Below are 12,769 nucleotides of genomic sequence, written 5' to 3'. Positions count from 1 at the left end.
TTTGGATTGGTTTTAATACTCGTCGGCCTCAGTTGAAATTGAGGAATAATCAAAATCATTTTCCGCAATCTGTTTAGCAATTGTTTCTTCTGACATTAATTCGAGCAATTTTTTTAACTGAGATCGGGTAAAGTAATACTTTAATGATGGAGATTCCCTTGATGTTGCATCTCCAGCTCGTTCATAGTAGTCGTTTTTGAATGGAAAATTAGAAATTGTAAAATATGGAGAACCTTTTTCGAATTCATACCCGCAATAGCCTTCTCCAGTCCCATTTGCAGGGGTTAAGGAACTGATTTGTCCCCAATTTATCATGTAATTAATTTTTCCATATGTTCTTTCTGTATGTCTTCCATTACGCTGAAGACGTTTATTTTCAAAATCATCAAAATATTTATTTACTGCATTTGCAAACTTTTTTCGATTTTCAGCATCAAATTGTACATAGTAAAAAACTCCAGAATTAAAGCTCCCAAAACCTGCCATATGATTATCATAACGAATAACCATTTTTGCCTTTTTTTCTTTCATTCCTGACAGTTCTTTTGAAAAAACAGTTGTATCATCGTAAATTATATAGTCATCTTTGTTGCCGAGTGTAAAAAAATCTTCGATTGCATTTTTTTTCTTTCTTCCAGCATTTGTTTTTTTTGTGCCTGTTGAAGACTCTGCGTTTTCTTCTAAAGCAGGTGTTATTTCATCTTCATTTATATAAGAATCTGGGGTACTTTGCACTTCTTTTGTTGTACCACAAGAAATAAAAATTGTTATAACAGCTAATAAACATGAATAAATAATTGTTTTTTTCATTATTACTCCATTCTTTTATTATTTATAAAAGAAAATGAATAGGTGATAAAAAAAAGAAGCTCACCATATGGCGAGCTTCTTTTTTATTCTGGAATTAACTCAGATTAGAAGTTGTATGTCAAAGCGAATGGAACTGAGAATCCAACCTTATCAGCTACATCAACCTGTGCCCAAGCATCCCATCCCATAGCACCAAGGCTTCCTGTTGCACCGAACTTAAGTGTACAAGCGAAGTCTTTAGCCAAGAGGTTAGCATCTTTGAAGTATGCATAAAGAGTACATGGGTCCATCTGGTATGTAACTTTAGCAAGTACTTCGAAGAAGATTGGGTTGATGTCCATTGCATCCAATGCATCTTTAGCATCGCTGTCGATTACGATAGCAGGTGCAGCAAATGCCTGGAATCCAAATGCATCAAAGTTACCTGAAGCATATACTTCTGGGCGTACCCATTCGAACTTGTCATCCATAAATCCAACAACATTTACGAACAATGTGATTGGATCGAATGTGTTCTTGTAACCAGCACCGAATTCAACAGTCTGAACAGCACCGCTCTTTTCAGCAATTACGAACTTGTATGGAGCTGCATAGAAATCTTCAAGAGCTTTTTTAGCTTTCTTAGCTTTTTCTTCATCATCACTGAGAAGATCTTTTACATCTGGAGCCTTAGATCCGTTGAGCTTTACATATGCACCAATTGTTCCGAAGTCAGCTGAGTAAGCACCCTTTACGAAGAACTTGCTGAGTACTGGATCTTCACCGTCTTTCTTGTTCATCCAATCAGCACCATTTGCTTCGAATCCTACATCTAATGTGAATCCGCTAACATCAACTGTTGCCAAGAAACCGTTTCCACCAAGAGCAGTAACTGATTCTGTCCAGTCAATCTGTTCCTTGTTCAATGCAACATCGAAGTTACCAACTGTAAGTTTCAATGCATCAAATGGCTTGAACCAGATTGTCTGTGTAGTCATCTTTACAGCTTTGTCACCACCATCAGTAGTAAGCTTTACAGTAGCACCAGCTTTTTCATCAGATGCACTGAAAGTGATATTTGGGTTTGCATAGTCATGGCTGTCATTGTTTTCTGTCAACAAACCAAATGTTTTGTCAGCATCATAATGGAACAATTTACCACCAATCTTTGTTGAAGCAGAAACATCTGCTGCAAATACAGAAGTAGCAAGAACTGCTGCTGCTGCGAAAATTCCAACGATTTTTTTCATTTGAAAAAATCCTCCTTTTTTTTCAAAAGGAGGTATGCCTGATTTTTTTATAATAAAGCATTTTTTTTGTTATATTATATTTTATTTTAGTGTATAATAATTGATGAGGTTTTTATGGTTCATCTTTTTTCAGACAAGTGGATTGAAGGATATGCATTTTCTGTTCATACTATTTACAGTATTTACACAGGTGAAAATGAATATGGACACCCTCAGTTTGATACAAAACGTTCTCCAATGGGTGAATTAGTTTATCAATTAAAATATAAGCAGAATATTTCAGTTCTACCTGAAATCATAAAACTGCTAAAATCAGATAATACTTTTCTTGAATATATAAATAAAGATTTCGTTATCATGGTTCCTGCGACAAACAAAAACAGAAAGTTTCAGCCTGTTGAAGTTGTTGCAGATGCAATTGGAAAAGAATTTAATATAAAAATAATAAAAAATATGATTGAAGCTGATAACCATGTAGAAATTAAACAGGTTGAAAAAGCAAAAAAAATTGATATATTAAAAAGCAGTTATAGTTATTCTGAAAATCTTTCTGTAAATAAAGAATCTAAAATAATTATTTTTGATGACGTTTATGATAGTGGTAGTACAATGAATGTAGTAGCTGATTTATTGCAGCAAAATGGTTATAAAAACTTATATGCATTTGCGCTAACTCATACAAGGATAAATGACTAATGAAAGTATTTGTTTCTGGTTCAATAAGTATTAAATCGCTCCCATTAATTGCTAAACAAAAATTAAACAATATTATGAATAATAATCTTACCGTTCTTGTTGGTGATGCAAATGGAATTGATAAAATCGTACAGGAATATCTTTCTGATAACCATTACAATAATGTTGTTGTTTATTATGCCGGAAATTGTATAAGAAATAATATTGGCCACTGGACTACCGAAAACGTTCCTTCCGGTAACCTGCAGGGACGTGCAAAGTATACATTAAAAGATTTGAGAATGGCATCTGATTCAGATTTCGGTCTTATGATTTGGGATGGGCTAAGTAAGGGAACTCAAAACAATATAAATGAAATGCTAAATCTTGGAAAGCATTTTTATGTAATACGAAATAATGAAATTGTGACTGATAAAATATTTCAGACAAAAGAGCAGGAAAAGATTTTACAAAACGAACTATTTACATTTTGATTGAATGTAAATCTTAGTTAATTTCCATCCTTATTAAATAATGAAGGCTACCTGCGGGTAGCCTTTTGTTTTAGTATTCATCGATTGTTGCCGGGCCGGCGGCGAATTCGTAGTCGTTTTCGGCAATGTGTTTAGTGATAACATCTTCTGCCAGCAGGTCTGTCAGCTGTTTTAACTGTGAACGGGTGAAGTAGTATTGTAAAGATGCAGATTCTCTATTTGCTGCTCCGCCTGAGCGCTCATAGTAGTTATTTTCGAAAGGATAATTTGAAATTACAAAATAAGGAGAACCTTTATAGAATTCATAGCCGCAGTAGCCTTCGCCCTGGCCGTTATTTGGAGTAGAAGAAGAGATTGTACCCCAGTCTATGCGGTAATTGATTTTTCCATAGGCTCTTTCTGTATGTTTTCCTTTACGCTGAAGGCGTTTGTTTTCAAAATCTGATAAATAAGATTCGATTGCTGTAGCGAGAGTTTTACGGTTTTCTTTATCGAACTGTACAAAATAGAAGAGTCCTGAATTATAAGAACCAAAACCTGCCATGTAGTTATCATAACGGATTGCCATTTTTGCATTCTTTTCTTTCATACCGGTTATTTCTTTTGCAAAAACGGTTGTGTTATCATAAATAATATAGTCGTCTTTATTTCCAAAGGTAAAGAAATCTTCAATTGCATTCTTTTTCTTTTTAGCTTTTTTTGCCTGCTGAGGTGTTGCAGCAACATCTGCATTTTCTTCTATTGCAGGAAGAGTCTCACCTTCTGCAACGTAAGAATCAGGTGTGCTCTGTACCTCTTTAGTAGTACCACAGGAAATTAAGATTGCAGATACTACTAATAAACATGAATAAATAATTGTCTTTTTCACTTTATACTCCAGTTTTTATGTATTCTTTAACTATATAACAAAATAAAAAGGAAGAGGTTATAAAAAAAAAGAAGCTCACCATACGGCGAGCTTCTTTTTCATTTTGGAATTAGCTCAGATTAGAAGCTGAAGCGTGTCCAGAATGGGATACCGAAGTTAACCTTCTCGTCCTTCAAAGTAACGTTAGCTGCGAGCTCGTAAGACATAGCTCCAACGCTTCCGTCGAGACCAGCTTCGAATTCGAGAGCAGCTGGGTCAGCCTTGAGGTTGTCATCAAGGAACTTAGCATATACTGTACCGAAGTCGAGAGCGTATGAAACCTTAGCATATGTAGCGATAGACATTGTATCAGCGAATGCATCGAGGCTTGTAGCTCCGAGCTGTGCATATGCTTCTGCTGTAAGAGCATCCTTAGCATATTTTACATCAGCATCAACTTTGAGACCGTTAGCAGCATCTGTGTGGAAGAATGCAGCATCAGCGAAGATTGAAAGATCACCGAATGTGTTCTTGTAACCAGCACCTACGCTGATGTCCTTGAATGTATCTTTTCCTACGAACAAAGCAGAGATTGTTCCGAAGTCAGCTGAGTAAGCAAAATAGATATCTGTTTCACCGAGAGCTGCATCTCCACCATCTGGCAATGTGAACCATGCTTTTCCATCGTCATTTCCACCAGTAGCAAGTGCTACAGCGAATGTGATTGCATCAACATTAACAGTTGCTTTGTAAGCCCAGTCAGCACCACCAAGAACCTTACCCTTCCAGTAAGTGATTGTTTCGCAGTTAAGTTTTGTATCTACTGTACCCAAGTCAATCTTCAACATATCGAATGGCTTGAACCAGATGTTCCACTTGTTAGCTTCCATGTAAGAGAATGTTGAGAATGCCTTTGTTTCATCAAAGTCTTCTTCTCCCATTTTTGCCAATTCTTCAGCATTAACTTTTGTAGCCTTTGCATCATAAATCTTAATTGTTGCACCAGCTCTATCATCTGAAGCAGAGAAAATGAATGGCTTGTCATCTGGACCGTTTGCGCTCCAAAGTTTCATAGCAGAAACGCCTTTAGATGCTCCGTCGTAGTTGAACAAGCTTCCCTTAATCTGCATACCAGCAGTGAAGTCTACTGCAAATACAGAAGCAACCATAGCTGCTGCTGCGAAAATTCCAACGATTTTTTTCATTTGAAAAAATCCTCCTTTTTATTTGTGGATTTTACAAACCAACGGTTCTTTGCGTAAAATCCTCTTTTTTTTATAATTCTACCACGGCGCAATAGTGAAGTCAAGAAAAATATTATTTTTTATCTCTTTTAATTTAGATTTATAAGGTTAATCTCTTAGGAATATTAACTTTTTATAACTTTTTTCTTAGAAAAGTGTCAGGAATAACTATGCAATAAGGTTAATTTGTATTTTCTCCATAATTAGTTTATAATAAAAGAATGTATTCGCGGCAGTTTATTGAACCGCCAGAGTTTCTGGTTCAAAACGGAAAGGCGCATTTTGGCTCTTTTGACGGAGTTTCTCCAAAAACTGACATCAGGGGAATGAGAGCGCCTTACGCAGGAATTCCGGTTCCTTCTATAATATCAAACCTCAGAATTAAAAGCCGGCTGGAATATGTTTTTTCACTTAAGGATTTTATTGGCCTTTCACAGTTTTATGATTTTAAGGTAATTGGTCTTGGTGAAATCATCTTCTGGAATAAAGAATCCGGCAAAAAATATGTTTACCATACAATTATGCCTTCACGCAGGCGTTTTGTCCCTGTTCTTACTACCCGTGGTATTTGTGCCTGTTACCGCAAAGCCCGCTTTATAAAGATTTCCTGGGGAAGGCAGCATAAGCACCACGCCCTTACTTTTAAGGTTCGCGGAGACAGTGCCCGCCCGAATGCAGAAGGTTATGTTTTTTCTCCCCTGCAGGATAATATGCATACTGATTCTCTTTTTGTCTGCCCTTCTCCAGCTTCTTCACGATGTTCTGCTACCTGGTTTTCTTCTATGAAGGTTATGGGACATATTGCCATAAACGGAGAGCCTGCCCAGGATTCTGAAGGGCTTGGCATGCAGATTTTGAACCGGGCCTATTATAAGTTCCACTCAAAATCTTCCAGTGTATACGGCATTGGAAATGTACGCGGAAAAGATATTATCTTCTATATAAATACATCAAATATGGATGCAGCTGATTCCGATTCCTATAACAGTAATGTACTTGTAGTTGATGGAAAGCAGACTGCCCTGCCTCCGGTTTATATGACTCATCCTTTTGGCATAGACAAAAACTGGATTATTCAGGACACTGAAAGCATGGTGGATTTAACTTTTACTCCACTTTCTGTAAATTCACGCACGCTGAATCTTATTGCTTTGCGAACAAACTATTATACTATGTATGGAACCTTTGAAGGCGTTCTTCTTGATTCTAATGGTGATAAAATAATTCTTAAAAATTTTCCTGGCCTGCTTCATAAAGGAATGCTCAGGCTTTAGGCTGATTTCTGGAGGATATATATGGCTGAAAAAATTAACGGAACTGCGGACTGGGCTCCGGGTACTCTGGACAAAACAAGAAAGAATATTGGTGAAATTAGCGATAAAGATGCTGCTGTGATGGCAAAAAAACTTGGCGGTGAAGTTTTGTACGAAAGAACTACTGCCGGTGGTGGTGCCGCAGGTGGAGCCAGCAAGGCCGGAAGAATTGTACGTCAGGCTCCGGGAGGGGCTGGAGCAGCCGGTAGCCGGGGAGGTGCTGGTGGAGCAGGAGGCTCTGGAGCTGCCGGTATGGGTGGTGCTTCTGCAGCCAGACGCAGACGCGAAGATCTTCCTGTTATTTCTAAAAAAGCAGCCAGCATTATGGACAAGCTCATGATGTCTGCTGAATATAAAATCAAACCAAATTATGGAATGTTTAATTTTATCCGCTCCTTCCAGAAAAACGGTATGGAAAAAATCATTCCGGATTTTTACCTCTATACAATGAAGCAGGCAACAGAGCACATGGAAGGCTTTATTACTGTAATCAAAACTTTGATTCAGATTGCCCCTTCTACTTACAAAGGAAAAATTGCAAGCGGAACTGAATCTAAATTCAAATTCTTGAGAGACGTTGCGGGCTGGGCTATGCAGCCGATTAAGGTTGAATATGTAAACCTTCAGGGAATGAATGAAATTCTTGTTGCTGATTTAATTCCTTTAGTAAGGGCTATCTACAAGCCTCTCATTACAGTTTACTATTTCGGTAACACAAAAATTCCAAAGCTGATTAAAGAGATTTATTCTGATGAGGCAGCTTATCCGGATTCTCCAAAAGACAAGCTTTCTTTATATGCAAAGCAGGCTATTACTGAATGGCTTTACATTGAAACTGAAGTAATCAAAAAGCTCTACCCTCTTTTAATGCGCATGTGTTCCGACACTTACGAATCTTATCCAAACTTTTTTAATGCAAAGGTTGGTGAGATTTTGAAGTTTGTTGGCTTGCATAAATTTGATCTGCTGCTTCCGGAAAAACCAAAAGAGCCGGCTCCAGAAGAAAAGAAGCCAAAGGCTGCACCTCCGGAAAAGGGAATTAAAGATTCTACTGTAATTACCGGTCTTAAGCTTTTGAACCAGATGTTCCCTGATGCAGGCTTTGACCGCCTTGATGAACATCCGGATATGTATCCTTACTTCCAGCCTCTTTTCAATTTTAAGGATGGATTTAATATTCTTTCTCCGGAAAATCCTATTCAGGTTATCTGTGTTCTGCAGCATATCATTGAAGACTGCTTCCAGGGCTGCCGAAACATTAAGTTCCCTGAGCCTGGTGAACAGAAAAAAGGTGCAGATTCGATTTATGCTGTTATGGATGACTGGTCTGCTTACCGTGAAGATACTTTTGAACAGCTCTACTGTGAGCCTCTCTGCGACCTTGTAAATTCTGTTTATTCTCAGCCTGATTTTGATAAGTCTCATATCGGTAAAAAGATGATTACTTCCCTGCTCTGGCAGACAACATATCACTACATGCCAAACTTTAAGTTTGAGCAGCTTCTGCTTGAGCACCCTAGTGATGAGAGCAAGTACAGACCTTTATTCCACCGCACTGACTATGCAAGAAAGTTTTTGACTCTGGTTATTAATGAGTGTGATCAGAAGGCTCCAACTAAGGCAACCTGTTCTTTAATTGAAAATCCTTGGGAACACTATAAGTTTGATATTCCTAACGAAGTTTCTAAACGTCTGGATGTTCTGCTTGGTGCCCAGAATAAAACTGCCAACACAACTGCAAATAATGCAAATCTTTTGAAGTATACTTTGTGTTTTGTGGCTGTTCTTGACTGGTGGATTAACAACCCGGGCAGTCCTGCATATACTACCGACCCTATGCATATCTGGCGTGTTTCTGATTCTGATGGAAAACCTCAGTTCTCTGTACCAGAGCGCAAAGATCAGAACAAGTTATTTGCAGATGGTATTCGCGCCAGCTACCAGAAGGCGGCAAAGTAGACCCGGTGGTTGAGTAGACGCGCAGCGTCGTATCGAAACCACATGATTGAGCCCTGCGGTGGTTTCGATACGGCCTTCGGCCTACTCAACCACCGTGAGCATGTGCAGTACAGATTCGAAGTCGACGCCGTACCAGTTGTAGTCTTTGTGTGAAAGTGTAGCTCGGATTGATTCTACGACAAAATCTGCTGCCAGGCGGCAGGCTTTATCTAAGCTGAAGTCGCGGACCAGGGCTCCTGTAAGCACGCTGGCAAATATGTCACCTGTACCGTGGAAGTTCTGCGGCATTTTTTCGTGAAAATACCAGTTGATTTTTTGAGAATCGGAATCGTAGCTTGCGATGCCGATTTTTTTTTCATCAAAAGAAATTCCTTTTAATACTACACGGCGGGCACCCAGGCCGGCAAGTTTTTTAATGAGCTCTTCAATATAATCTTTATTATATCCGCTTGCAACGTAAGGCTGACCTAACAAGAAGCTTGCTTCTGTAAGATTTGGAACTATTACATCTGCCTTTGCACAGAGCCCCGCCATTGCTTTTGCAAACTCCGGAGTAAAGCCGGAATAAAGGGAACCATTATCTGCCATGCAGGGGTCTACTATTACACGTGTAGAGCCGGCACCAAAATCTTTTATAAGCTGATGCATGAGATTTATCTGCTCGAGGGAACCGAGGTAGCCGGTGTAAATGGCATCAAAATTTATTTTTTCTTCCTGCCAGTGACGGGTAATTGCGGGCAGGTCGCCGGTAAGGTCACGGAATGTAAATCCTTTAAAAGCTGTATGAGTAGAAAGAACTGCCGTTGGGAGAACACAGGCTTCTACGCCCATTGCTGAAATAACAGGAAGTGCAACTGTTAGGGAACACTTACCAACACAAGAAATATCCTGAACTGTAATTATGCGTTTCATTTTTTTACCTTTTCTGATGCTGCTGATTTTTTTGAGTTTTTATCTTCATACATCTTTGCATCAGCTTTATCAAGTACCAGCTGAAAACCTTCTTTTTTATCAACAGGCTGAAGGCTATAACCAATACTTGCTTCTACAGGAATAGACATTGTTTCATTTGCAGTTTCAAGGTAACCATGAAAGCGGGAAAGCTTTTCCCTCATCTGAGAATCAGTATAGCCGCCGACACCAAGAATTACAAATTCATCACCACCATCCCGGGCACAGGCTTCTCCAGCTTCAGTTATACTTTGCACTGCCTTTGCAACGACCATAATTCCCTTGTCACCTTCTGCGTGACCATAAGTGTCGTTTCGTTTTTTAAGGCCATCCATATCAATTACAATGGCAAATATTTTTGCATCGCTGGCTGCGTTCTGTATTTTTTGCTGAATAAAAAATTCCAGACCACGACGATTCTTAAGGCCGGTCATAGAATCGTGTTCGGAAAGATAAATTGAACGATATTTTGTGCGGCTCATTTCCAGAGCATTATTTATGTTTCGAAGATAGTTTCTGAAAACTTCTCCTATAAATCCGGGATTAGATAAATCATTTTGTAATACTGCGTAGCCAAGGCTAACATCACCAAAATGAAGCGGAGCAAAATAAAAAATCTGAGGCTCTTTAAAGGCTTCTTTTAAATCTTCTGTAAAGGCAGGAAGCATTTCTGCTTTATTAAAAAGCCGTTCTCTACCCTCGCCTATAAAAACATGATTATACTTACCATGCAGTTTTGAGTTAGCTTCGGCAGAAATTGCAAGAAGAATTGAATCTGTATAGCCCTGAGTAATTGTTACATCCGTGTTCAGCCAGTTTTCATTAAGACAGATGTAAAAACGTTTGTAAGGCTTGAGGAGATATTTTGATTCATAGATTTTTCCTAGACAAACTTCCGGGGTTTCTGCTCCAGTGAGAGTTTCTGCCATATAGCTTTCCTGCAGCATAGTCATATTGATATTATCCCAGATAGAGGAATCATCATAATTATATTTTGTACCAAACTGTTCTTTTAAATATGCACGAGTATAAGAAAAATCTTCTTCGCAGCCACAGGACCTGCCAAGCTTAAGGGTGTCATTTAAGTTTTCTTCATAGTCCATAATTGAAGCAGCAGGATCTATAATTGTACGAAGATAATTAACCGCCTCAGCTCCGGTTTTTGCCTGACTTGGAACATAGGAAGTGAGCGGCGGTGTATTTATTGCAGCCTCTCGAACTGCGCCGAATCCGGTAACTATAAGGTCTTCAGGAACATTGATATTATTTTTTTTGAGTCTGTTTATCAGGCCAAGTGCCATATGATCTGAAAGACAGATTACTGCATCCGGGAGTTCAAGTTCACCTGAGATATAGCGGTTTGCCAGACGTTCGCCGCTAAAATACCAGTAGTCGCCTTTGAAAATATGATCGTTATCGATAGGGATACTATTATCTGAAAGTGCTTCGATAATTCCGTTTATGCGCATGCTTGTAAGTTCAGATGCATCAGGCCCGCTAAGGATATCAAAAGTGCGGCAGTTATGTTTTTTTATAAGATGTTCGGTAATGCGCTTAAAAGGAGTTTTATCATCAGTATAAATAACAGGATATTCAGCAAAAACTTTGTCTAAGGTGACTACCGGTTTGGGACAGTTTTTGAATTGTTCGAGAAGTTTTTCATAGAGAAAGTTATTGTTATCTTCTGTCATTGGAACAGGCGTAATTATAAAGCCGTCAAAAAGATCAAAATTAATCAGATTGTAAATGTTTAATTCACCGTTGAGATAATTCTTATAATAATTGCAGATAGAAACAAGTGCCGAAATAACTACTACATCATAGCCGTATTTTTTACATTGAGCACAAACACCCGCTATTACACGACGAGAATATTCGGTTTCTGGAGAAATTGTTACAAGACAGATTCTCTTTCGCTTCATTATTAGAATTATAACATATTTTCTGAGGGGGTAATATAGGAAATTTTATGTACTTTTAGCGTTTTTTTTATTATATTTTATAATATATTGTGAGGTATAAATCATGTCTGATAAAAAAATCCCTATTACACTTTTGTGCGGTTATCTTGGTGCAGGAAAAACTACCCTGCTTAACCGCGTTCTTACAAATCAGAAGGGCTACAAGGTAGCTGTTATCGTTAATGATATTGGTGAAGTAAACGTAGACGAACGCCTTATTTCTAAAGAAGCAAAAATTGAGGATTCAAGCAGCCTCGTTCCTCTTACAAACGGTTGTATCTGCTGTACTCTCAAGAGCGACATGGTAAATCAGATTGAAAACCTGATGAAGACCGGAAAGTTCGACTATATTATGATTGAAGCCAGCGGTGTCTGCGAGCCTATGCCTATTGCTCAGGCTATTGAACAGATTGAAATTGGTAAGCTTGATAACGTTGTTGGTGTTGTTGATGCAAGCCGCCTTGTTGATGAATTTGACGAAGGAAAGGCTCTGCTGAAGGAAGGAATTGACGAAGAGGATATCGAGTCTCTTCTTATTCAGCAGATTGAGTTCTGCTCTACTCTTATCGTAAACAAGAGAGACCTTGTTACAGACGAGCAGATGAAAATGGTTCGTGCCGTAATCAACAAGATTCAGCCTACTGTAAAGGTAATTGAAACTACAAGATGTGATGTACCTGTAGAAGAAATTATTGGTACAGACCGCTTTGATTTTGAAACGGTTTATGCAAGTGCCGGCTGGGTAAAAGCTCTGGAAGAGCACGATGCAGAAGATGATGATGATGATCACGACGAGCATGACGAGCATCATGAGCATGGCGACCACGATCATGAAGAGCATGAAGGACATCACCATCACCACGAGCACAAGCATGAGGGCGAGAGTGAAGACGAATACGGAATCGGTTCATTTGTATACTACCGCCGTCGTCCATTCAACCGCCAGAAACTGGATGAGTTTGCTTCAAAGTGGCCACGCAACATTATCCGTTCTAAGGGCGTAATCTGGTTCAGCGATGAAGATGATATGGCTTACGTTCTTGAAACTTCAGGCCGCCAGATTCAGGCAGGCTACTCAGGAAACTGGCTTGCTTCCTGCCCTCCTGCAGAACAGAAACGCGTACTTGCCGAAGAACCAGAAATGAAAAAAGACTGGGACGAAAAAGTCGGCGACCGCATGATTAAACTGGTCATAATCGGCCGCCACCTGAACAAGGAAGAAATCTGCAAAAACCTGGATGCTTGTCTGGATTAATAGTCTTAACAACACCGGCCTCTTATGGGCC

11 protein-coding genes are annotated in these 12,769 nt (G+C 38.9%); 5 read left to right on the top strand and 6 right to left on the bottom strand.

The features are described 5' to 3' along the window. Positions 1 to 12 precede the first annotated feature (12 nt). Both G626_RS0102050 and G626_RS0102045 read right to left on the bottom strand, forming a co-directional pair. On the bottom strand, positions 13 to 810 hold the full coding sequence (locus tag G626_RS0102050; RefSeq protein WP_022931130.1) for a hypothetical protein: 798 nt from the start codon (positions 808 to 810) through the stop codon (positions 13 to 15). A 104-nt stretch (positions 811 to 914) separates the two neighbouring features. Next, positions 915 to 2,039, bottom strand: a complete 1,125-nt coding sequence (locus tag G626_RS0102045; RefSeq protein WP_022931129.1) for a hypothetical protein — start codon at positions 2,037 to 2,039, stop codon at positions 915 to 917. Positions 2,040 to 2,153: 114 nt separating this feature from the next. Between G626_RS0102045 and G626_RS0102040 the strand changes: the two genes are divergently transcribed. Together G626_RS0102040 and G626_RS15050 are read left to right on the top strand one after the other, a co-directional pair. Then, a complete protein-coding gene (locus G626_RS0102040) occupies positions 2,154 to 2,735 on the top strand; it encodes a ComF family protein (RefSeq protein ID WP_022931128.1) in 582 nt (193 codons plus the stop codon). Continuing rightward, positions 2,735 to 3,208, top strand: a complete 474-nt coding sequence (locus G626_RS15050; RefSeq protein ID WP_022931127.1) for a hypothetical protein — start codon at positions 2,735 to 2,737, stop codon at positions 3,206 to 3,208. The genes G626_RS0102040 and G626_RS15050 overlap by 1 nt, the downstream gene beginning before the upstream one ends. Before the next feature lie 70 nt (positions 3,209 to 3,278). Here G626_RS15050 and G626_RS0102030 read toward each other — a convergent pair whose 3' ends face one another. Continuing rightward, positions 3,279 to 4,076 (bottom strand): hypothetical protein, encoded by a 798-nt coding sequence (locus G626_RS0102030; RefSeq protein ID WP_022931126.1) that lies wholly within the window; start codon positions 4,074 to 4,076, stop codon positions 3,279 to 3,281. Positions 4,077 to 4,195: 119 nt separating this feature from the next. Then, positions 4,196 to 5,260, bottom strand: a complete 1,065-nt coding sequence (locus G626_RS0102025; RefSeq protein ID WP_022931125.1) for a hypothetical protein — start codon at positions 5,258 to 5,260, stop codon at positions 4,196 to 4,198. A 260-nt stretch (positions 5,261 to 5,520) separates the two neighbouring features. Here G626_RS0102025 and G626_RS0102020 point away from each other — a divergent pair, with 260 nt between their 5' ends. Both G626_RS0102020 and G626_RS0102015 read left to right on the top strand, forming a co-directional pair. Then, on the top strand, positions 5,521 to 6,573 hold the full coding sequence (locus G626_RS0102020; RefSeq protein ID WP_022931124.1) for a DUF2804 family protein: 1,053 nt from the start codon (positions 5,521 to 5,523) through the stop codon (positions 6,571 to 6,573). Between the two features lie 21 nt (positions 6,574 to 6,594). Further along, the gene (locus G626_RS0102015; protein WP_022931123.1) at positions 6,595 to 8,571 is read left to right on the top strand and encodes a hypothetical protein; all 1,977 of its coding nucleotides are present in this window, start codon (positions 6,595 to 6,597) and stop codon (positions 8,569 to 8,571) included. 81 nt (positions 8,572 to 8,652) lie between these two features. Here G626_RS0102015 and G626_RS0102010 read toward each other — a convergent pair whose 3' ends face one another. Next, positions 8,653 to 9,483 carry a pyridoxamine kinase gene (locus tag G626_RS0102010; RefSeq protein WP_022931122.1) on the bottom strand — a complete coding sequence of 277 codons (831 nt, stop codon included), beginning with the start codon at positions 9,481 to 9,483 and terminating at the stop codon, positions 8,653 to 8,655. Beyond that, positions 9,480 to 11,444, bottom strand: coding sequence for a substrate-binding and GGDEF domain-containing protein (locus tag G626_RS0102005; RefSeq protein WP_022931121.1), 1,965 nt, complete (start codon positions 11,442 to 11,444; stop codon positions 9,480 to 9,482). Before G626_RS0102005 ends, G626_RS0102010 begins: the two co-directional genes overlap by 4 nt. Before the next feature lie 103 nt (positions 11,445 to 11,547). On the opposite strand from G626_RS0102005, the gene G626_RS0102000 reads away from it, so the two are divergent. Beyond that, positions 11,548 to 12,738 carry a CobW family GTP-binding protein gene (locus G626_RS0102000; RefSeq protein WP_022931120.1) on the top strand — a complete coding sequence of 397 codons (1,191 nt, stop codon included), beginning with the start codon at positions 11,548 to 11,550 and terminating at the stop codon, positions 12,736 to 12,738. Positions 12,739 to 12,769 lie beyond the last annotated feature (31 nt).

This window comes from Treponema bryantii NK4A124, from assembly GCF_000421345.1.
Classification (GTDB): Bacteria; Spirochaetota; Spirochaetia; order Treponematales; family Treponemataceae; genus Treponema_D; species Treponema_D bryantii_B.
This window is presented reverse-complemented; position numbering and strand designations above follow the sequence as displayed.

What these genes read in the sequence shown, in the direction of transcription:
- G626_RS0102045 (WP_022931129.1), bottom strand. Translation starts at nt 2,039, where the DNA reads ATGAAAAAAATCGTTGGAATTTTCGCAGCAGCAGCAGTTCTTGCTACT.
- G626_RS0102000 (WP_022931120.1), top strand. Translation starts at nt 11,548, where the DNA reads ATGTCTGATAAAAAAATCCCTATTACACTTTTGTGCGGTTATCTTGGT.
- G626_RS0102005 (WP_022931121.1), bottom strand. Translation starts at nt 11,444, where the DNA reads ATGAAGCGAAAGAGAATCTGTCTTGTAACAATTTCTCCAGAAACCGAA.
- G626_RS0102020 (WP_022931124.1), top strand. Translation starts at nt 5,521, where the DNA reads ATGTATTCGCGGCAGTTTATTGAACCGCCAGAGTTTCTGGTTCAAAAC.
- G626_RS15050 (WP_022931127.1), top strand. Translation starts at nt 2,735, where the DNA reads ATGAAAGTATTTGTTTCTGGTTCAATAAGTATTAAATCGCTCCCATTA.
- G626_RS0102025 (WP_022931125.1), bottom strand. Translation starts at nt 5,260, where the DNA reads ATGAAAAAAATCGTTGGAATTTTCGCAGCAGCAGCTATGGTTGCTTCT.
- G626_RS0102010 (WP_022931122.1), bottom strand. Translation starts at nt 9,483, where the DNA reads ATGAAACGCATAATTACAGTTCAGGATATTTCTTGTGTTGGTAAGTGT.
- G626_RS0102050 (WP_022931130.1), bottom strand. Translation starts at nt 810, where the DNA reads ATGAAAAAAACAATTATTTATTCATGTTTATTAGCTGTTATAACAATT.
- G626_RS0102040 (WP_022931128.1), top strand. Translation starts at nt 2,154, where the DNA reads ATGGTTCATCTTTTTTCAGACAAGTGGATTGAAGGATATGCATTTTCT.
- G626_RS0102015 (WP_022931123.1), top strand. Translation starts at nt 6,595, where the DNA reads ATGGCTGAAAAAATTAACGGAACTGCGGACTGGGCTCCGGGTACTCTG.